General features: G+C 65.6%; 17 protein-coding genes and 1 pseudogene. 13 read left to right on the forward strand and 5 right to left on the reverse strand.

Going from position 1 to position 19604, the window contains the following annotated elements; genetic code table 11:
• Positions 1 to 82: 82 nt before the first annotated feature.
• The 8 genes and pseudogenes from E1218_RS37200 to E1218_RS12145 form a co-directional block, all read left to right on the forward strand.
• Positions 83 to 615 (forward strand): annotated as a pseudogene (locus E1218_RS37200) (IclR family transcriptional regulator); the annotation flags it as partial.
• 61 nt (positions 616 to 676) lie between these two features.
• Positions 677 to 823: a hypothetical protein gene (locus tag E1218_RS37205; RefSeq protein WP_233712182.1), complete on the forward strand. Its 147-nt coding sequence runs from the start codon at positions 677 to 679 to the stop codon at positions 821 to 823.
• An 89-nt stretch (positions 824 to 912) separates the two neighbouring features.
• Positions 913 to 1974 (forward strand): carbohydrate ABC transporter permease, encoded by a 1062-nt coding sequence (locus E1218_RS12120; protein ID WP_202865941.1) that lies wholly within the window; start codon positions 913 to 915, stop codon positions 1972 to 1974.
• 56 nt (positions 1975 to 2030) lie between these two features.
• Positions 2031 to 2825: a carbohydrate ABC transporter permease gene (locus E1218_RS12125; RefSeq protein ID WP_202865943.1), complete on the forward strand. Its 795-nt coding sequence runs from the start codon at positions 2031 to 2033 to the stop codon at positions 2823 to 2825.
• 90 nt (positions 2826 to 2915) lie between these two features.
• The gene (locus E1218_RS12130) at positions 2916 to 4169 is read left to right on the forward strand and encodes an ABC transporter substrate-binding protein (RefSeq protein ID WP_267900300.1); all 1254 of its coding nucleotides are present in this window, start codon (positions 2916 to 2918) and stop codon (positions 4167 to 4169) included.
• A 42-nt stretch (positions 4170 to 4211) separates the two neighbouring features.
• Positions 4212 to 6827, forward strand: coding sequence for a right-handed parallel beta-helix repeat-containing protein (locus E1218_RS12135; RefSeq protein ID WP_132319375.1), 2616 nt, complete (start codon positions 4212 to 4214; stop codon positions 6825 to 6827).
• Between the two features lie 672 nt (positions 6828 to 7499).
• Entirely contained in the window at positions 7500 to 7676 is a 177-nt protein-coding gene (locus tag E1218_RS36615) for a hypothetical protein (protein WP_202865944.1), read from the forward strand.
• Between the two features lie 566 nt (positions 7677 to 8242).
• Positions 8243 to 9043 (forward strand): IclR family transcriptional regulator, encoded by an 801-nt coding sequence (locus E1218_RS12145; protein ID WP_132319377.1) that lies wholly within the window; start codon positions 8243 to 8245, stop codon positions 9041 to 9043.
• Between the two features lie 468 nt (positions 9044 to 9511).
• Here E1218_RS12145 and E1218_RS12150 read toward each other — a convergent pair whose 3' ends face one another.
• The 5 genes from E1218_RS12150 to E1218_RS12170 form a co-directional block, all read right to left on the reverse strand.
• Positions 9512 to 9754 carry a hypothetical protein gene (locus E1218_RS12150; RefSeq protein ID WP_132319379.1) on the reverse strand — a complete coding sequence of 81 codons (243 nt, stop codon included), beginning with the start codon at positions 9752 to 9754 and terminating at the stop codon, positions 9512 to 9514.
• An 810-nt stretch (positions 9755 to 10564) separates the two neighbouring features.
• Complete coding sequence (locus E1218_RS12155) at positions 10565 to 11293, reverse strand: SDR family NAD(P)-dependent oxidoreductase (protein ID WP_132319381.1); 729 nt, start codon at positions 11291 to 11293, stop codon at positions 10565 to 10567.
• Positions 11290 to 12423 (reverse strand): mandelate racemase/muconate lactonizing enzyme family protein, encoded by a 1134-nt coding sequence (locus E1218_RS12160; protein ID WP_132319383.1) that lies wholly within the window; start codon positions 12421 to 12423, stop codon positions 11290 to 11292. The genes E1218_RS12155 and E1218_RS12160 overlap by 4 nt, the downstream gene beginning before the upstream one ends.
• Positions 12423 to 13340: a dihydrodipicolinate synthase family protein gene (locus E1218_RS12165; protein WP_132319385.1), complete on the reverse strand. Its 918-nt coding sequence runs from the start codon at positions 13338 to 13340 to the stop codon at positions 12423 to 12425. Before E1218_RS12165 ends, E1218_RS12160 begins: the two co-directional genes overlap by 1 nt.
• Positions 13341 to 14495 (reverse strand): mandelate racemase/muconate lactonizing enzyme family protein, encoded by a 1155-nt coding sequence (locus E1218_RS12170; protein ID WP_132319387.1) that lies wholly within the window; start codon positions 14493 to 14495, stop codon positions 13341 to 13343.
• A 94-nt stretch (positions 14496 to 14589) separates the two neighbouring features.
• On the opposite strand from E1218_RS12170, the gene E1218_RS12175 reads away from it, so the two are divergent.
• The 5 genes from E1218_RS12175 to E1218_RS12195 are packed head-to-tail and all read left to right on the forward strand — an operon-like array spanning position 14590 to position 19517.
• Positions 14590 to 15399, forward strand: coding sequence for an IclR family transcriptional regulator (locus tag E1218_RS12175; protein ID WP_233712184.1), 810 nt, complete (start codon positions 14590 to 14592; stop codon positions 15397 to 15399).
• A gap of 2 nt (positions 15400 to 15401) precedes the next feature.
• Positions 15402 to 16850 carry an ABC transporter substrate-binding protein gene (locus E1218_RS12180; protein ID WP_132319391.1) on the forward strand — a complete coding sequence of 483 codons (1449 nt, stop codon included), beginning with the start codon at positions 15402 to 15404 and terminating at the stop codon, positions 16848 to 16850.
• Positions 16851 to 16853: 3 nt separating this feature from the next.
• Positions 16854 to 17825: a carbohydrate ABC transporter permease gene (locus E1218_RS12185; RefSeq protein WP_132319393.1), complete on the forward strand. Its 972-nt coding sequence runs from the start codon at positions 16854 to 16856 to the stop codon at positions 17823 to 17825.
• The gene (locus E1218_RS12190; protein WP_132319395.1) at positions 17822 to 18661 is read left to right on the forward strand and encodes a carbohydrate ABC transporter permease; all 840 of its coding nucleotides are present in this window, start codon (positions 17822 to 17824) and stop codon (positions 18659 to 18661) included. Before E1218_RS12185 ends, E1218_RS12190 begins: the two co-directional genes overlap by 4 nt.
• Complete coding sequence (locus E1218_RS12195) at positions 18645 to 19517, forward strand: SMP-30/gluconolactonase/LRE family protein (RefSeq protein WP_165949239.1); 873 nt, start codon at positions 18645 to 18647, stop codon at positions 19515 to 19517. Before E1218_RS12190 ends, E1218_RS12195 begins: the two co-directional genes overlap by 17 nt.
• The last annotated feature ends 87 nt before the right edge of the window (positions 19518 to 19604 follow it).

Here is a 19604-nt window from a genome sequence, read left to right on the forward strand (position 1 = left end):
GGAGACGGGTGGTGGCACCCGGAGCGTCGAGCGCGCACTGTCCCTGCTCAACGCGTTCACCGAGGAACACCCCGAACGGCGAGTGTCGGAGCTGGTCGGCCTCACCGGCCTCGGCCAGTCGACGGTCTCCCGGCTGCTCGGCGCCCTGGAGGTGCTCGGCTTCCTCATCAACGACGGCCGTTCCGGCTTGTACCGGCTGGGCCCGCGGGTGGTGAGCCTGGCGGGTGCCGCCCTCAATCAGTCGCAGGTGTATCTGCACGCTCGCCAGATCGTCCAGAACCTCGCCGCCGAGCTCGGACTGGGCGCGAACGTCGCCGAACGGGATGGCAGCAGGCTGTTCTACCTTTGTCACTTCGAGGGTCGGTTGGCCCCGCGGGCATTCACCTTGATCGGGCATGCCATGCCGCTGCACGCCACCGCGATGGGCAAAGCACTGTTGTACGAGATGCCGGCCGAGGAACTGCAGGAACTGATCGGCACAAGCTATCCGGCCTACACCCCCGGACGATCTCCGATCTCCAGGGACTGATCGAAGCACTGGGGCAGGTCCGCAGCATGGGGTACCCGACCGAGCTGGAGGAGTTGTCGTTCGGTCGGTCGTGTGTCGCGGCAACGATCCGGAACCGCTCCGGCAATGTCATCGCCGCGTTGTCATTGTCGGGGCCCGCTGTCCGCGATGGACCTCCTGGCCTGCCAGGACGAACTGGCGATGAAGGTCATCGAGCACGCCGACCAGATCTCCACCTACCTCGGCTGCCACTCGATGTCCGTCGCCGGCTATACCCAAACAGGTTTGCTCATCGCTTGCGTATCCATAGTGTGAGGCAGCAGCCCATACGGCTGTTCTTCGATTGCCCTCACTCAGGGTCTCTTCTTGGCGTTCCGCACGTTGTGGATGGGTGACCTGCGCTTATGGGCTCTGCAAACCAGACTGTGGATACCAATCCTACTATGTCGTTGACAGAGTCACATTCGGGCCCTAGCGTCGCTGCTATGCCCCACACCCCGCCCGTCGTCGGAGCGCGGAAATCTCTCGGAACCTCCGCGAGCCGCTTCGATGGCGATCAGACCGGGCCCCCAGCCCTCGTACGCACCCGGCGGATCGCCATCTCGGACCGATCCTTCGGCATCCTGCTGGCGGCGCCCGCCTTCGCCCTGTTCGTCGTCATCGCTGTCTATCCGTTGGTGGCGAGCATCGGAATGAGCGTCTTCGACCAGACCCTCCTGCGTGAAGGAAGGTCCTTCGTCGGACTGTCCAACTACGCCGAGGTGCTCTCTGAAACGTTCTGGGGGCGGTTGCGCACCACCGTGGTGTTCAGCCTGTTCGCGACCGTCGCACCGCTGGTCATCGCGGTAGGCGCGGCGCTGCTCCTGAACAGCAGGCTGCGCGGCCGGACCATCCTGCGCGGCGCGTTGATGGTCCCGTGGATCCTTCCCAGCGTGGTGACATCGTTCCTCTGGGCCTGGATCTTCAACACGAACTATGGGCTGTTGAACCAACTGCTGCTCCGACTGGGCCTGACGGACGGCGCGACGAGTTGGCTGGGTGACGACCTGGGCGCGATGGCTGCCGTGGTAGTCGCCAAGACTTGGCAGTCCTTCCCGTGGATGATGGCCGTGACACTCGCGGCTCTGCAGACAGTGCCCGCCGAGCACCTCGAGGCAGCGGTCGTGGACGGCGCCAACCGGTGGCAGCGCTTCTGGCATGTGACACTGCCGCACATCTCAGTCGCCGTCGGACTGGTGAGCCTCCTGGAGTTCATCTACAACTTCGGCAACTTCGACACCATCTTCGTGATGACTGGCGGCGGGCCGGGAGAAGCGACCTCCACGCTCGCACTGAGTGTCTTCGACATGGCCTTCCAGACCTTCGACCTTGGCGGGGCAGCGGCACTCGGCTCCCTGTGGCTGGTCGTCCTCGGTCTCATCTCGGGCGCGTACCTGTTCCTCAACCACAGGGCGGAACAACGATGAGAAGGCGTGATGTCGGCACCGACATCGTCAACCCGCGGCTGACGCCGCTCGGCTGGGTGGGCCTGGTCGCGGTGGTGGTATTCGGCTGCCTCCCTACCTACTGGCTCGTGGCAACCGCGCTGATGCCGCGGGAGGAGGTCTTCGCACCGAACCGCTCGTTCCTTCCTCGGGCGATCAGCCTGGAGAGCTTCCGCACGTTCAGCGGAAACGCTGAGTTGATGCAGAACCTCCTGAACAGCGTGATCGTTTCCAGCCTGACCGCGATCCTGTCCGTCGTCGTCTCGATCCTTGCGGCATACTCCCTGTCGAAGTTTCGCTATCGGGGCCGTGGGGCGTTGATGGTGCTCCTGCTTTCTGGTCAGCTGTTTCCCGGTGCGTTGCTCCTCATCAGCCTCTATCTCCTGCTGAACACCGTCGGCCTGCTTTACACCTACACCGGACTTGTGCTGGCGTTCACGACGTTCACGTTGCCCCTGACGGTCTTCCTGCTCAAGGGATTCTTCGACGCGTTGCCAGACGAGATCCTCGAGGCGGCCCGACTCGACGGAGCGTCGAACCTGGCTGTGCTGCGCCGGATCGCGCTGCCGCTGGTCGCCCCCGGCATCGCCACCGCCGGTCTGTTCGGATTCATGCGCGGATGGAACGACCTGCTGTTCGCGCTGACCCTGGGTGGACAGGACAAGCGAACTCTGCCGGCCGGTCTGGTGCAGACGTTCATCTACCAGGGCGCCGCGGACTGGCCCGCCCTGATGGCCGCATCGATAGTCACGTCACTGCCGATCGTGGTGACGTTCGTCATTCTCCAGCGATTCCTCGTCTCGGGCCTGTCCGCCGGGGCCGTGAAGGGCTGACGGCCCCATCCGGTCGATCGGAACCGGCCTCTCTGCGAAAGGAACTCCGTTATGTCCAACCTTCGTCAACTCAATCGCAGAACCCTCCTGATGGGGGTGGGGGCGTCAGGCCTGCTCGCCGCGTCCGGATGCTCTTCGAGTCCGCCGCGTCCCGACGCCGGCGGAGACGCGGATGCGAAGCTCATCAACTTCTACGGTGACTCACTTGGCGGCGAGACCACCGGAAAGTTTTGGAAGCGGGCGCTCGAGAGGTTCGAGACAGATCGCGGCGTAACGGTCAAGCCGGTGACGTACACGTTCGACCAGGCGCCGACCCAGCTCCTGCTGGCCGCCCGGTCCGGCAACGCCAGCGGCGTGGGTGAGGCGGGGCCTTGGCAGGTCCTCGTGCCGCTCGGTGTCCTGGCGGACCTGTCCGAAATCGCCAGCAAGCATGACTATCCGAAGGCGCTGCTCGACGGCTTCACCGTGGACGGCAGGTTGTACGTGTTACCCCAGTATGTCGACGCGATCGGCCTGGTCGGCAACGGCTCCATCCTGTCGTCCGTCGGCTTCACCGGGGACAAGGTGTCCGTCGATGACTTCGCCGCCACGCTGGAGAAGATCAAGGCGCAGGATCGCAGAGTTATCCCGTACGCCGGGGCGACCAAACAACCCGCCCTCAAGGACCTGATTCCGTGGATGTGGACGTTCGGCAGCGAGGTCATCACTGCCGACCTGAAGGTGACGCTCGGCGACGCCGCGAGCGTCAAGGTGCTCGAATGGTATAAGCAGCTGGTGTCCGCCGGCCTGATCGGCAAGGAGGTCCACCGCGACGACGCGCGGGTGCTCCTCGCGCAAGGCCGGACAGCGCTGTACGACGACGTGGGGCTCGCGCGGTCGTTCGCGAAGACCAACGGTGCACCGAAACCGTTGCAGGACGGCTTGCTCTCGATCACTCGCCCGGCGCTCAAGGCCGACGGCGACTCCTACAACCGGGGCTCGGCTGGCGGTCTGTTCGTCTTCGCCGGAGCAGGCGAGGCGACGTCCCGCGGCCTGGCCGAGTGGATCTGCACCGACCCGGCGCTGGCCGGGGACTTCTTCACCCTGAACTCGCGGGTGACCGCGCTGTCGTCCGTGGCATCGGCCATCCCCGAGATCGGCAAGGACCGGTTCCAGACCAGCTGGAACGAGCGGTCGATCGGACACGCACGGTTCCCCGCGTACAACAGGCTGCCCACCTCGGCCGCACTCGACGACCTGATCGGTCAGGGAGTCGCCAAGATCCTGGCCGGCGAGCAGACCTCCCAGGAAGGGCTCAACGCACTGCGGGCCAAGGTGCAGAAACAGGTCGACGACAGCAAGTGACCGCAGCACGCCATCCGTCCAGATCGAAGTCAGGAGTCTCACATGCTGCAGGATCCCGATCGATGTGTACGACGCCGCGTCGCCGTGGCGGCAACGCTGCTGGCCGTGACGGCGGCAGTCCTCACGGTGCCGCCGGCCTCGGGTGCCGGGCGCCCGGAGCCCGTCGGATCGCAGACCGGACGGACGGTCTTCGTGGACGACCATGGCGCCACCGCGAACGACCAGGTGGACGATGGTCCGGCGATCCGGAACGCTATCGAGGCTGCCCGCACGCTCGGACCGGGTACCACGGTTGACTTCGGGGCGGGGTCCTATGTCGTGAGCCCACCACCACGCTCGTGGGAGTTCCAGAGCAGCGAGGGATGGACGAGTGACGATGGGGTGCCGGCGACGGTGGTCGCGGGTGCGGTCACGATTCCCGCCGGTGCGGACGGCTCGATCGACTCTCCGAGAAACCTCAACGTCGAGGCCAGTAAGCACCGGCTGGCAAAGTGGCGCCTGAGGAACCCGACCCCGGCCTCGACCCTGCGGATCAGCTGGACCACGCAGACCTCGCCCGAGTGGAGCGATGAGCAATCGACCACGGTCGCGATCGCGCCTGGTTCTGATGGCTTCACGGACTACAGCGTGGACCTCGGCACGAGGACCGGCTGGTCGGGCCTGATCAAGCAGGTCCGGTTCAGCCTGCCGGACGGCCCGTCCGGCGGCGCAGCCGAGCTCGACGCCCTCCAGTTCGACCCGGCGTCAGCGCCGCAGACCGGCAACTTCGCCTTCCTCTACGAGGGACTCGACGACCTATCGTTCCGAGGCCGCGACACCCAGATCGTTCTGACGGACCCGCTCGCCGGCGGCTTCCGACTCGTGCGCTCCAGCCAGGTGTCCTTCCGTGGCTTCACCTTCGACTACTCCACTCCGCCGTTCGCTCAAGGTGAGATCACCGCGACGGACAAGGATCTGGGCACCTTCGACTTCCGTCCCGAGGCCGGGTATCCGATCCTCGAGGATCCGCGCCTGCGGCAGGTCCCGGACACCTGGGGCACGACCCGCGATCCGCTCAACCCCTTCTTGCAGAAACAGACAGCGAAGGACTTCATCCGGGTCAGCTCCTGGACCGCGCTCGATAGCGGGGTGTACCGCTTCACCGTGCCGGCCAACACCAAGGCATTCATCGGAAACCCGGCCCACCTGGTAGCGGGCGACAAGTTCGTTCTCAACCAGCGCGGTACAGCACCGCTCATCAACCTCACGGACACCACGGCTGTCTCACTCCGAGACGTCGACGTCTACGCCTCGCCGGCGTCCACCCTCTCGGCGCTGTACAGCGACAGCATCACGGTCCACAACCTTCAGGTACGCAGACGTCCCGGGAGCGGTCGCTGGGTGAGCACCAACGCGGACGGCGTGCATGTTCAGTCGGCCCGAGTGGGCCCGATCATCCGAAACTCCAGCTTCGAGGGAATGCTCGACGACGGCGTCAACATCTACACGACGCCGAGAGCGATCGTCGAGGTCCTCGCCGACGACAAGGTGGTGGCGGTCGCCACCGGAAGCGGGAGACTCCCGCTCGTCGGTGACTCCGTTCAGGTGTACGACCCGATCCTCGGGCGGGTGAAGGGCACCGCCGAAGTGGTCGACGTAGCGGCGGTGCCCGGCCACACACCCGACCGACGCGCCGTCCTCACGTTCGATGGAAGTGTGCCTGGGATGGCCGCCGGAGCCGACGTCCGTTCGGGCGACACCTTGTACAACCTCAGTACCAGCGGAGCCGGATTCCAGGTCACGAACAACGACTTCCGGGACTCCCGCCGCCACGGCGTCTACGTGAAGTCCAAGGACGGCCTGATCGCCGGCAACCGGTTCTCCTACCTCGGCGGCGCCGCCGTGATCAGCCAGAACGAACCCAACTACCCCGAAGGCCCAGGATCCACCGGGATCACCATCCGCGACAACGTCATGGATCACGTCGGCCACCTTCGCGCATACGACTCCCCCGAGTCGGCGGCCATCAAGATCCGGGCCGACCGTCTGCCCTACCGACTGGCCGAGGACCGCGCCCAACGAGACTTCCTCATCGAGGGCAACACCATCAAGCATCCGCCCCGCAACGGCATCTACATCGGTGGCGCGGAGAACGTTCAGATCCGGGGAGAGAACCGAATCGTGTCCAGCAGCGATGACTACGCGTTCGGCGGGGACATCACCGCAGTCAAGCTGGAGAACGTCGCCTCCCTCGGCATCGACTCCCTGAGCGTCGAAGACCCACGCACAGCCCTCAACGCGGGCGTGCAGATCGGCTCAGCCGCACATGACGTCAAGACGTCGAACCTCACGTTCAAGCTTGCCGACGGGGTCCCGTCGGTTCTACGGCTCGCCCCCGCGGCGCCGACCAGGCTGAGAGCGGCCAGGGCGGAACCGGACGATGTCTCGCTGACCTGGTCCGGCGACGGTGGGACGGATGCGCCGACCTACTCGGTCTACCGAGGGGACATCCCATCCTTCGTGCCCTCCTGGCGGAACCGCGTGGCTGCGGGGATCACGACGACCGGATTCGTCGACCACACGTCCGCTGGGTCGGCCACCCACTGCTACCGGGTCACGGCCGTCAACAGCTCGGCGCTGGAGTCCGCAGCCTCAGCCGCGACCTGTGTCCGGCGTTGACCAGGCCCAGGTCGACGGATGCGGTCCCGAGGCCAGGCGCGGCGGGCGGCTCAGACCTATCGCCTCGACCGGCCTAGCCAGGTCCAGCCGGTCGCAGATCGCGCAGGTGCGCGTCGTACGGCCCGCTCCGAGAGCCCCAGACGCTGGGCCACCGACTCGACCGACCGACCGGTCACGAGCAGCCTAAGCAGATGCAGGTATTCCTCCGAAGACACGGATCTCCCTGCACCCACGCGGCGGCCATTGCCCCGAGGTTGGGACTGCTGCACGGCTAGGTGATATCTGAGATGGCTTGCCGTGAGGTGGGCCTGGAAGGATGTTGCTGTGCCGAAGCCCTACCCTCGCGAGTTCCGAGACGATGTTGTTCGCGTTGCTCGTGACCGGGAGCCCGGAGTGACGGTCGAGCAGATCACCAAGGACTTCGGGTTCACCCGATGACGTTGCTGAACTGGCCGCGCCGGCCGAGGTCGACGAGGGCGCCAAGAGTGGTGGGCCGGGTGTGGCTCGTGGTGAGTCGGCCGAGCTGCGCGAGGCTCGCCGGCGGATCAGGAGAACGAGATGCTGCGCCGCGCGGCGGGTTACCTATCGCAAGCGCACTACCGGGAGAAGGCTCTACCTGCTCGTGAGCGAGCTGGCTGCCGCCGGGGTCTCCGGTGGGCGGTGACCTGCCGGGTGCCGAAGATCGCTCGCCAGCCGTACTACCGGTGGCTGGCCCAGTCGGTCACTGCGGCCGAGCTCGAGCGGGCCTACCGGGCGAACGCGTTGTTCGACGTGCACCGCGACGATCCGGAATTCGGGTACCGGTTCCTTGGTAGACGAGGCCAGCGCCTCACCGACCGCCGCCAGTGACTCAAGGAGAGCCTGCGCCACCAGGTGGTCATCGCCGTCTTGTCCGCCGGTTCTGTCGATGCCCGGTGCCCCCTTGTCATCAAGCGGATCGGAGAGGTCGATATGACCAGCAATACAGACGCGCGAGCATGGACTGGCGGTGCGTGTCCAGGGAGCTCGGTGACCGTTGCTCTTCGGCGACGAGCTCCGCGAACCTTGTTCCTCGAGCGATCGCGTGCCGGATCTTGGGCATCGCGGTCAGCTGACCCGCGAGGCTGATCTTGGCGAGCTCCTTGAGCTTCGGGTCGCAACCATCGGAATGGTCGACGGCGGTCGGACGGTCACGGACCGTCACTGCACATCGCCTCAGCTGGCCTCAGTCTCGCATGAACCTTGAGTGTCTGGCCTGGACGACGCCCAACTCGTGCCGGGAGTGGAACACGCCAACCAGGCACCGACCCTGAAAGGTAGGCCCGCCGGGGCTGCCTGCGTTGGAGCAGACAGGCGACAGGTTCCGGTCAGGTGGAACACTGAGCGTATGGCATCTACGATATGGAATAGAAAGCCAGATCATTCGAAGGGGCCCCATGGCGCGCACGATCAATCGGGAGACAGGCACTGGAACACAGAGCGTCGAGCGGGCTCTGTCGTTGTTGTCGGCGTTCACGGAGGCGCATCCGCAGCGCCGGGTCTCCGAACTGGTCGAGGTGACCGGTCTAGGTCAGTCCACGGTGTCCCGGCTCGTCGGCGCGCTGGTAACACTTGGCTTCTTGTCGTACGACCAGCGCAGCGGCCTATACGGCATCGGCCCGCGGGTGATCACTCTTGCCGGTATCGGGCTCAACGAGATGCCCGTTCATCGGCAGGCTCGACAAGTCGCGCAGACCTTCGCAGCCGATTTGGGCCTAGGGGTGAATGTCGCTGAACGGTGTGGTGCCGAGTTGTTCTACTTGTGCCACTTCGAGGGCCGGGCGGCCGGCCGGTCGTCGACGCTGGTCGGCCGGACTGGTCCGCTGCACGCCACAGCGTTGGGCAAAGCATTGATCAGTGAGTTGCCCTCGCCAGAAGTGGAGGATCTGCTTGGCCATGGATTGGCCCGATACACTCCGCATACCGTGACCAGCTTGGACAAGCTTGAGGCAATACTGCAGGAAGTGCGAGACCGTGGCTATGCAACGGAGGTCGAGGAGCTAGCCTTCGGCCGAGCTTGTCTGGCGGCACCTATCCGGGACCGGACTGGAACCGTTGTCGCGGCCTTGTCGGTTTCCGGACCCTTGTCGGCGATGGACCTGCCGACGCGAGAGAATCTGCTGGCCCTACAGGTCATCGAGCAGGCGGATCAGATCTCGTCGGGTCTGGGATACCACTCCGCCGCCGCGGTGAGCTGACGTGCCGTCTCAGACCGAGAAGGCGAGCTCCAGCAGGGTGCCGGCGAGCGCGCGGCCGGGACGATCGACAGTAGTGCCGAGAGCGCAACGGTCAAGATCGTTCGGCGCGTGACCGGGTGATCCTCGAGTGGTAGCCAGGCTCCGACGTCCGGCTTCCCATAGGCAAGCCCGGGCAAAACTCGTCCCGTCGTATCCCGCCAACATCTGGATCAACGGGCACGAGTGGGCCAAACGTCACGCAATCCAGGTCGGTATCGGGTTCGCCGGCCTGTCCAACGGGGTTCGCCGCCACTGACAACCCGGTGGGCCTACAGGCGATCTCTGACCGGCTCGGGTCAGGCACGATCACGGTGTTCGCCGAGCGCTGGTGGTCGATTCTGCTGCTGCCCCCTGACCGATCACGATCGCATGCACGGCTACTGGTGGGAGCTGTCGATGCATCAGGTCAGGTTTCGCGCACCAGCGTGTTCACCCAGCCGCGGCACGCCGGGGCTTCTTGGAGGCGCTGGTCGCCACAATCTCGACATCGGCCGCCCAGAACAAGTCGAGGTCACCTTCAACCGCCGCAGCCACGCCCCCGATCCCGGCGGACGCGTTCGAAACCGAGGTCGTCATCCGCGGTATCGACGTCACCGTGAACGCCTCTACAAGCACTCCACGGATCGAGTGACACTCAAAAGACGGCCGCGCGCTACGGATCGAGAGCGTCATTGGCGACGCCTACGACCTAGGCTGTCAACGCCGCCTGCACAGTTTCGACGAACTGCGAACCAGGGCCCGCGCCGCAAACCGCCGACTGTTGGATACTGAACGCATCGGCCAGGGCTGCGTCCCCGAGTCCAGCCTCTGAGTGGATCGCGCATCCCACCCTCACCGAGGATGGCAGGAGGGCCCCGGGCCTACGGTTGGGCGCCCCCGGGCCAAGTCCTGGCCGGCGCCCCTGTGCCACGCCCTGCTCGCCGTCACCGGCATCACCAACAAGAGCCTGCGCGCCTTGACGACCAGACTCCACGACACCAGCTGAACCATGATCCAGGCCAGCTACGACCTCACGCGACTCCGCCGCAACGGCCTCATCCAACGCGTCGAAGCCGCAACCGCTACTACACCCTCACCCCTGATGGACTCCGCTTCAGATCTTCTACACCAAGGTCGGCCACTTGGAGCTGCCGCCTAAGCGATGCGAGTGCTAGTGCCTCGCCCGGAACCGTTGGGGTCGTAACTGTTGACGAGCGTGGTCGCGTGGTGGGTGCCTGCGCCGATCCTCCGACACCTGATGGGGACTGGGGCATCTGGTCGGCTGTCCCCAGTCCTGATTTGCTGTCCGCGGTTGGGGGATCCGGGGTGATGTGTGCAGTTCGACAGGAGGTGTCCGGCGATCGAGCCGGATTGCTGGTCTGCTCAGGCGTGCGTCGTCGGCAGTGGGCGCATACGTCCTGTCGAACTGCAGCCAACGCGGGCTACGACCTCAACGTTTCTGGACGCGGCACTAGGTCAAATCCACCTCAGGGACGTTTCGCCTCAGTCGTCAGCTGAAAGCCGCGCGCGTAGATCCGCTCGACCGACGGCTGATGGCGAGAGCACCGACAATCCTCCATCGACAGGGAGTACAACTCCCGTGATCGCGGATGATGTCGCCCCGGCGAGAAACGCCACCGCGGCGGCGACCTCCTCCGGCCTGATCGTGCGGCCCAGCGGGTAGCCGGCGGCGGCATCAGGCAGCCCTTCGCCACCGACAATTCCTGGTGATACCGAATTCACCCGGATGCCTCGGCGGCCGTAGTCGACCGCGAGCTGCCTGACAAGCGCGTCGATGCCTCCCTTGGCCGCGGAGTATGCCGCCGTCCATGGAGCGGCGAGGAACGCATTGACCGAGGACACCGCTACCACGCTCGCGCCGCTGTGGAGGTAAGGCAGTGCGGCACGGACGGGGAAGAAGAAGGTGTCGAGAGTGTTCGCCAACGCATCGCGCCATTGTTCATCCGAGGTTCGGTGGGCGGGGGCAATGGGCATGTAACCGGCAGCGGTGACCAGAATGTCAAGTACGCCAAGGTGCGCCAGCGCCCGTCCGACCGCTTCAGCCGCACCAGTCGGGTCCGCGCAGTCAATGGCGAGGTGGAGCTCGAGTCCGTCGACATGCTGATCGTGCAGTGATACACCTACGACTCTGCAACCGTCCGCAACCAATGCTCGCACGATCGCCGTGCCGATCGGACTTGTTGCGCCGATCACCAGCGCGCTGCGACTCATGCCACGCACGCCGCGCGAACGGCGTCCTCGTCGACCGTGATCCCGAGTCCAGGGCCGTTCCGTACTGCAAATCCGGTGGGCCCGGGTTCAATCGGGGTGTCGAGAATATGGTTGACTGGTTCGAACAACGTCGGGTGGAACTCGTAGGCGAGCAGATTCTGTACCGCCGCGCTGACTTGAATGCTTGCAGCCATCGCGATCCCGAGCCCGGCCGAGTGGTGCGGGGCGAGCGGCGTGAACCAAAGGTCGGCCATGGCAGCCAAATCGACCAGCTCGGTGATCCCTGTCCGACCCACGTCGGGCTGCAGGATCCCGGCGGCGCCGGCCTGCAGCCAGGGCCCGAACTCCAGCCGGTGCCGGAGGCTCTCGCCGATCGCGATCGGCGTGTCGATCCGGCGGGCGACCTCGGCATGGCCCTCGATGTTCTCGAATCCGACCGGCGCCTCCAGGAACCAGGCACCGATCCGATCCAGTCCGCGCCCGAGCTTGACCGCGTCGGCGACGTCGTAGACGCCGTGAACGTCCACCCCGACCTGCAGGTCGGGGTGGACGTCTCGTAACGCTTCCACGGTGGCGAGGTCGGCACGCACTCCGTGCCCGATGCCGATCTTGATCCGGCGCACATCCTGCTCCACCCAATCCCGTGCTTGTGCGACCCTCTCCGCGTCAGACTTCCCAGGCAGCCCGGACACATAAGTGGGCACAGTGTCTCGGTAGGCGCCACCCAACATCTGTGTCACTCCCACACCCGCGATCCGAGCCGCCAGATCCCAGAGCGCGATGTCGACGGCAGCGATGGCGTCGCCTTGGTGACCGCCGAGGTGACCGCGCTCCCGCATCAGTGCGCGCAGCGATCCGACGAGCGGGCGGACCCTGGTCGGGTCAGCGCCGAGCATGGCCGGTTGCAGCAGCAGTTCGACAATCTTGGCAGGCACCTCGGGTGCGACCGGGGCAAGTGCCTCGCCCCAACCGACAGTCCCGTCGTCAGCCGAGACCCTCACAACCAGCGCCTCCCGGTGGGAGCCGTAGATGCTGGGCCACGGCGGCTTGGTGGTGTAGCTGCGTGCTGATGCTTGGTCCGACGCGGCCAGGACCAGCGGGAATGCCTCTACAGCGGTGATTTTCGGCATCAGCGAAGTCCAGTCTGTGGTGTGAGCCGCGTAAGGCCGAGTCGGTCAAGTATCGCACTCAGCCCCACCCGTCCACGTGCGTCGAGAGCGCGGGCCGGCAGCCGCACGGTCGGGTGCTCGATCAAGCCACGCCGGACCAGTACCTCCTTGTGTACAGCCCAGGCGATGCCTGGCTGCAACCCGTACGCCAGCAGTGGGAGTAGGAGGTCGAACTGCGTCCTGGCGTCGTCGTACCGACGCTCTCGCCAAGCGGAGATGACGGGTTCGAGTAGGTCCGGTATCTCACAGGCAGGCATGGTGCCGACCGCGCCCGCGGCCAGTTCGTCTAGGAGAAACTGCGCGTTGAGGCCGCCGAGGACGACGAAGTCAGGCTCGGCGATCTGGTCGACCACTGCAGCCACCTTGGCCGCGGTCGGTGGTGCTTCTACCTTGACGGAGCTGACGCCAGGGATCCGGCTGAGGTCTGCGATCTGCTGTGGTGAGATCGCGACCCCCGTGACACCGGGCGCGTCCTGCACCATCACTTCGCTGCCCGTCGCCGCGACCGCAACGTAGAACTCGATCAGTTGTGCCGGGTCGGCCTGGACCATGAACGGCGGCAGGACCATGACCGCATCGGCGCCGGACTCAATTGAGTCAGAGGCCTGTTCTGCAGCAGTCACAGCCGACGTCGCTGCCACTCCGACGATCAGCGGTACGGCGCTGCCGACAACCGTTGACACCTCCTCGGTGACAACGCGGCGCTCCGCTGAGGTCAACGCGAAGGCCTCGCTCGCCATCCCGAGGACGGCGACCCCGTCCACCCCGCTGGCGAGCTGGAACTCGGTCAGTCTGCGCAGGCTAGGCAGATCAAGGCTGCCGTCGGGCGAGAACGGCGTCGCAAGAATTGGGATCAACCCTTGGGCGGTGGGTGACATTCAGTACTCCTCTGCGAGCGCGCTGACGGCGTCGTAATCGATCTCGACGCCTAGTCCTGGGCCGGACGGAACTGCGACTGCCGCAGGCTGGAAGACCAGCGGGTCGGTGAGTATCGAGGCACCGACCTTCACAGACGTCGGCTGGTATTCGAACGCGAGCAGGTCTTCGACGACGGCGGACAACTGGATGCCGGCTGCGAGCGCGATACCTAAGCCGCTCGAGTGATGTGGCGCAATCGCGACATGTCGGGCCGCCGCGAGTTGTGTCATCGCCATTCCCTCGGTGAGGCCGGTGCGGCCGACGTCCGGCTGGAGCAGATGGAGCGCGCCTGACGTCAGCCAATGGTCAGCCTCGAACCTGTTGCGCAATGACTCACCAACTGCGATCGGGAGGCGCGCCGCCAGCGCCAATCGTCGGTGCCCGTCTACGTCTTCGGGATTCAGCGGTGCTTCCAGAAAGGCCACTCCCCGTTCGGCGAGCGCGTCCGACAGCCGCAGTGCTTCAGGCAACTGGTACCGCCAGTGCGCGTCGACGGCCACCGTGAGACCCGGTGCTGCATCGATCACGTCGTCCACAGTCTCAAGGTCGGCTGCGATGCCATGTCCGAGGTGGAGCTTCACTGTGGTCGCGCCGTCATCCAACCATCGCTTGGCCAGGTCGCGGCGGCCCTGACGCGTCGACTCGGGCAGGCCGGACACATAGACCGGGACCTCGTCTCGTAGTGCACCACCCATCAGTGCCGAAACTGGCCTCGCGGAGACGCGTCCTGCGAGGTCCCAGAGGGCGATGTCAACTGCCGCAAGAGCGTCAGCCTGGTGGCCGACCAGATGACCACGCTCCCGCATCAGGTCACGCAGCCGGAGGAACGTCGGCCGCGGACGAGTAGCGACCGACCCAAGCACCACCGGAGCCAACAGCGTTCGGATAGCCGCGGCGACGATCTCCGGGCCGACTGGTGCCAGCGCCTCGCCCCACCCAGATGTGCCGTCCTCCGCGACGAGCCGCACGAGCACGGTCTCGTATCCGCCGGAGTAAAGACTGCGCCATGGCTCCCTGAGGAAGTAACCGCTTCTCTCGGTCTCTTCTTGCTTCTGACCCAAGTACGTGTCCCCGCGCAGTTTCAGAACGAATACCTCAACCTCGGCAATTAGCATTCGAAATCCCCGAGATGCTTGACTAGATCCACCATGTGCGCAAGATTGCCATATGATGGATGCCAAAGTCCATGGTTGAGGCTAGGAGATGCTGTTGAGCGCCGAGACAGGAACGAACCGGAGCGTCGAACGCGCGGTAGCTGTCTTGCGCGCCTTCGCAGATTCGAGCAGGCTTCGAGTCGCCGAAGTGGCCAGGCTCACCGGGTTACGGCAGTCGACCGCTTCGAGGTTGTTGAGCACGCTCGAGCAGACAGGTCTGGTCGAGCGGGACCACGACGGGCGGTACCGGCTCGGCGTCGACTTGATCAGCCTGGCTGGTGTTGTCATGAACGGTCACCCGGTGCACCACGCTGCCCGGCAACCCGCGCAACTCCTGGCAGTCGCCACCGGGCTCGGTACCAACGTTGCGGTTCGTCACGGCATCGACGTGTTCTACCTGTGCAACTTCGAGGGCGCTGCCGCGCCACGATCCGTCGCGCTGGCCGGACGACGCAATCCCTTGCACGCGACCGCGCTTGGCAAGTGCCTGCTACTCAGCCTCACCGCCACTCAACGAAGACAGGTGCTCGGATCGCTCACAAGGTTCACCGCGCAGACGATTACAGACCATGCCAGCCTCGACGCCGTCGTCGAACTGGTCGAATGGCGCGGCTACGCGACCGAGACCGAGGAATTCGCTCTCGGCCAGACATGCCTCGCGGCGCCGCTGCGCGACCGGACAGGACGAGTGATAGGAGCACTGTCGCTCTCCGGTCCCTCCAGCGTTGTCGATCTCCCCGGACGAGAACTGGAGCTGTCCCGGCTCGTGGCCGAGACCGCCGACGCCATCAACTCGCAGCTGGGTTACCACAGCCCAGCAGACCACCAGATCCCGGCGCCCGCGCGCCACGACCTACGGAGCTGATCATGAAGGTCCGCCCTGCTCTCACCGCGTTCACGTGCGCGGTGGCACTGGCCCTCTCGGGCTGCAACCTCGTCGGCGGCAGTTCCGAGTCCGGCGATGACGCCGACAAGGTGACTGTCACCGTCGGGCTTGTTCCGGACCCGCCGGGCGCAAGCCAGTTCTACCGGCAGCAGTTCGACGAGTTCGAGAACGCCAATCCCGGCATCACCGTGAAGGTGCTGGAGAACCCGTCGGACCAGCAGCTGAACGCGATCGAACTGATGTTCCAGCAGAACAACGCCCCTGACGTCTTCCGGGCCCAAGACGACGGGATGGATCGGATGGCGGCCCGCGGTTGGGTCGCGCCGCTCGACGAGTTCGTCACGCCGGACTTCCTCAAGCGGTTCCCCGAGGGCAGCATGGACCCGGCCACCTCCGGGCTGCACCGTGACGGCAAGCTGATGAGTCTGCCACTCGTTTGGGGACCGTGGTCGACCCTGCGGGTGTTCCTCTACAACGAGGATCTGCTGAAGAAGTCCGGCTTCGCTCAGCCGCCGAAGACCTGGACCGAGCTCGAGCAGATGGCCGCCAAGATCTCCGCCGACGGGAATGGCAAGTACTTCGCCTACGCTCCAGCCTCGGCAAAGGCGCCGGCGGTGGAGATGCTCGCGTCCACAGCAGTTCCGTACTCCGTGCCCGCGACGGGCATCGACTACCGCACGGGCAAGCCCGCCACCGCCAGCGGCGGCATGGTGGAAGCAGTAGAGCTGCACCGCCGGATGCAGTCCGCGAAGGCAATGATGCCGGGTTGGGAGAGCTGGGACGGCAGCAGGGCGTTCAAAGAGTTCGCCGCCGGCCGGCTGGCGATGTACCCGACCGCGCCCTGGCACGTCGCAGAAGTGCGCAAGCTGGCGCCAGAGATCAAGATGGGCGTCGCTGGACTGCCGGTGCCGACTACCGGCCGCGGTGCCTACCTCCCGCTGAGCATGTCCTTCAGCCCGTTGTGGTCGATGTCGTCGAAGACGCCGCACAAGGCCGAAAGCTGGAAGGTAATGGACTTCTTGTCCTCAGCGGCCTTCCACAAGGCGTACTACGAGAAGTTCGGCACCCTGACTGCGTTGGAGAGCGCCTGGAAGGCCGAGGCGGAGAAGAACCCGGATCAGGCAGCCATCCTGAAGGCGGCGCAGGAGACCATGCGCAGAGCGCCGAACCCGGCGCTGGCCAGCAAGGGCGGCAAAGCGATGCTGGATGCTCTGGCGGAAAAGAAGGACCTCAAGTACACCGACGCTTCACTCAGGTCGATTGTCAAGAACCAGCCGTTCGCCCCGGCGGCAGCCCAGCTGGACAAGGAACTGCAGAGCTACCTGGACCAGGTCTCGGCCAGGTTCACGGCGAAGGGACAAGAAGGTTCGGCGGCGGATCTGACGTTCGCCAACTGGGACCCGCTGCAGGACTTCACGCCGGGAGGCTGACCAATGAAAACTGACACGGTCGAGCGCGCGCTCGACGTGTCTGCCCAGAGTGCACCGGGGCCGCGGCGAGGCCCCGGTGCACTCCGGCGGAACCTGTGGAGTTACCTGTTCTTGGTACCGACGGTGCTGCTGTTCGGCGGTTTCACGCTCTGGCCGATGGTGGCCAGCTGGTGGTACTCGTTCTTCAACTGGGACGGTGTCGGCAATCCGACCGACTGGGTCGGTCTCGCGAACTTCCGCGAGGTGCTCGGCGCGGACGCGTTCTGGCGGGCCTTCTGGCACTCGTTCGCCTTCTCGCTGGCGGCGATCTTCATCGAGATGCCGCTGGCGCTGGTGCTGGCGATCCTGCTGAACAACAGCTGGCTGCGGTTCCGAAACCTCTACCGGCTGGTCCTGTTCCTGCCCGTGGTCGCGACCACTGCGGTCATCGGGATCGTGATCGCCATCCTGCTCGACCCGGCCGGCGGGCTGGTGAACCGGGTCCTGCTCGACACCGGCCTCGTGGACCGGCCGGTGAACTTCCTCGGTGGTACGTCGACCGCGTTGCCGACGCTGCTGTCGATCGACGTGTGGAAGGGCTTCGGAATCACCCTGATCTACTGGCTCGCCGCATTGCAGACCGTGCCGAAGGATCTGCAGGAAGCGGCGGCGATCGACGGCGCGGGCTTCTGGCGGGCCCTGCGGTTCGTCACCCTGCCGGTGGTCACCCCAATCGCGATCGTCATCCTGCTGCTGGTGTTCCAGCGGAGTCTGAACACGTTCGACCTGGTCCAAGCCGTCACCGAGGGCGGGCCAGACTACGCGACCGACGTAGTACCGACGTACATCTACCGGTATGCGTTCGACCCGTCGCTGCGGGCGCCGCGGTATGGGTTCGCCTCGGCCGCCGGGGTGGTGTTCGGGCTGCTGACGCTGGCGATCACGTTGCTGCAGGCTCCTTTCATGAAGCGACGGATGACTAGGAGCGCCTCATGACCGGCCGGTGGCAGCTCTTTGCCCGTCGCAATGTCTGGCACCTGTTGTTGGTCCCGCTTTGCCTGGCCTGGATCTACCCGTTCGTCTGGATGGTCGCGGCGGCGTTCAAGACGCCACGGGAAATGCTGATCGGTGGGCTGTCGCTGCTGCCCGACGAGGCAACGTTCGAGAACTTCCGCCGGGCCTGGACGACGGCGAAGTTCGGTACCTACACGGCGAACACCATCACCTTCTCGGTCGCGGTCGTCATGCTGGTATTGCTGGTGGCGTCGACTGCCGGCTACGCACTGGCGAGGCCGAGGTTGCCTGGCAAGAAACTGCTGGTCGGGGTGCTGATCGCGACAATGTTCATCCCGCACGGCTACACGATCATCCCGACCTTCGTGCTGGTCAACGGCCTCGGACTGAGCAACGGCCTACTCGGGGCCGCGTTGGCCCAGGCCGGCCCCGCACTCGTCGTACCGGTGCTGCTCTTCATGGGGTTCTTCAGCGGTATCCCCAAAGAGTTGGAGGAGGCGGCGCGGATGGATGGCGCGGGCTACTTGCGGACCTACTGGAGCGTGATGCTCCCGCTGGCCAAACCGGTGATCGGCACGGTCGCCCTGTTGAACTTCATCGGTGCCTGGAACGCGTTCTTCGTTCCCTTGGTGTTCACACTTGGGAACCCGGATCTGCGCACCCTGGGGGTCGGTATGTACGGCTTCTACGGGCAGGACACGACCGACTGGACCGGGCTGGCCGCGGCGGCCTGCATCGGTGTGCTGCCGATCGTCGTGGTCTTCCTGTTCCTGCAGCGCACCTTCGTCGAGGGGATCGCCGGTGCCGTCAAGAACTAGGCTCATCGCAGATCAACTCTCGAGCTTCTCATGTCGCCAGGGAGAGTCTCCGCGGTACGACGCACGCACCAGTGAGCTGGTCTGGGTGGACACCGTCGCCGGGCGGGTCTTCCGGGGACAGATCCGTGCCGGTGCACTGACCGACGTTACCCAGTATGAGATCGGCGCCAGGGTCGGCGTCGCCGTACCAATGGCGGAGCCGTCGGCCGGCTGGGCGCTCGCAGTAAGCGATGGATTTGCACATCTGGCGCGGGACGGGACGGTGACCCCGCTCGTGACCGGTCTGGTCACCGGCGCCGACCAGATGAACGACGGCGTTTGCCATCCTGATGGAAGCTTCTGGGCGGGGTCACAAGCCATCCCTCGTCAGCCTCGAGCAGCCTTGTTCCGGCTTGGGCCTGACGGCGTCGTGACCACGGCGCTGGACGGCCTCACCGTGTCGAATGGCATCGACTTCGCCGCAGATGGCGAGGCCTTGTACCTGGTCGACACGCTGCCACACCGTCGCCTCGAGCGAATCGAGGTGCACGGCGCGACGTTGGGGGACAGGCAGGTCGTCACCGAGGTCTCCGGCGGCAACCCTGACGGGCTCGTCGTTGATGACGATGGCTGTGTGTGGGTCGCGGTCTGGGATGGCGCCGAGGTTCGTCGCTACGCGCCCACTGGTGAGCTGCTCGCGGTCGTCGGACTGCCGGTGCCTCGACCGACGGCGGTGTGCTTCCAGGGCGGCACCCTGATCATCACCACCGCCTCGATCGGACTCGACGAGCCGCCACCTGGCAGTGGGCACCTTTTTGCAGTCGACACCGGCGTGACAGGACCCCCGTCGCGGCCATGGGCCGGCATCGCTCGATGACCAGGGGTCTGTCAGATGAGGGTTGGGCCTGGTCGACTCATTGACCTGAAGCGGTCACGCCGACCTGTTGACGAGTATCAAAACTGC

Source organism: Kribbella turkmenica, assembly GCF_004348725.1.
Lineage (GTDB): Bacteria > Actinomycetota > Actinomycetes > Propionibacteriales > Kribbellaceae > Kribbella > Kribbella turkmenica.

Excerpts from the sequence above, each read along its gene's own strand:
- E1218_RS12190 (WP_132319395.1), top strand. The coding sequence starts at position 17,822 with ATGACCGGCCGGTGGCAGCTCTTTGCCCGTCGCAATGTCTGGCACCTG.
- E1218_RS12130 (WP_267900300.1), top strand. The coding sequence starts at position 2,916 with ATGGGGGTGGGGGCGTCAGGCCTGCTCGCCGCGTCCGGATGCTCTTCG.
- E1218_RS37205 (WP_233712182.1), top strand. The coding sequence starts at position 677 with ATGGACCTCCTGGCCTGCCAGGACGAACTGGCGATGAAGGTCATCGAG.
- E1218_RS12165 (WP_132319385.1), bottom strand. The coding sequence starts at position 13,340 with ATGTCACCCACCGCCCAAGGGTTGATCCCAATTCTTGCGACGCCGTTC.
- E1218_RS12145 (WP_132319377.1), top strand. The coding sequence starts at position 8,243 with ATGGCGCGCACGATCAATCGGGAGACAGGCACTGGAACACAGAGCGTC.
- E1218_RS12180 (WP_132319391.1), top strand. The coding sequence starts at position 15,402 with ATGAAGGTCCGCCCTGCTCTCACCGCGTTCACGTGCGCGGTGGCACTG.
- E1218_RS12185 (WP_132319393.1), top strand. The coding sequence starts at position 16,854 with ATGAAAACTGACACGGTCGAGCGCGCGCTCGACGTGTCTGCCCAGAGT.
- E1218_RS12160 (WP_132319383.1), bottom strand. The coding sequence starts at position 12,423 with ATGCCGAAAATCACCGCTGTAGAGGCATTCCCGCTGGTCCTGGCCGCG.
- E1218_RS12170 (WP_132319387.1), bottom strand. The coding sequence starts at position 14,495 with ATGCTAATTGCCGAGGTTGAGGTATTCGTTCTGAAACTGCGCGGGGAC.
- E1218_RS12120 (WP_202865941.1), top strand. The coding sequence starts at position 913 with ATGGGCTCTGCAAACCAGACTGTGGATACCAATCCTACTATGTCGTTG.
- E1218_RS12150 (WP_132319379.1), bottom strand. The coding sequence starts at position 9,754 with ATGACGCTCTCGATCCGTAGCGCGCGGCCGTCTTTTGAGTGTCACTCG.
- E1218_RS12135 (WP_132319375.1), top strand. The coding sequence starts at position 4,212 with ATGCTGCAGGATCCCGATCGATGTGTACGACGCCGCGTCGCCGTGGCG.
- E1218_RS12155 (WP_132319381.1), bottom strand. The coding sequence starts at position 11,293 with ATGAGTCGCAGCGCGCTGGTGATCGGCGCAACAAGTCCGATCGGCACG.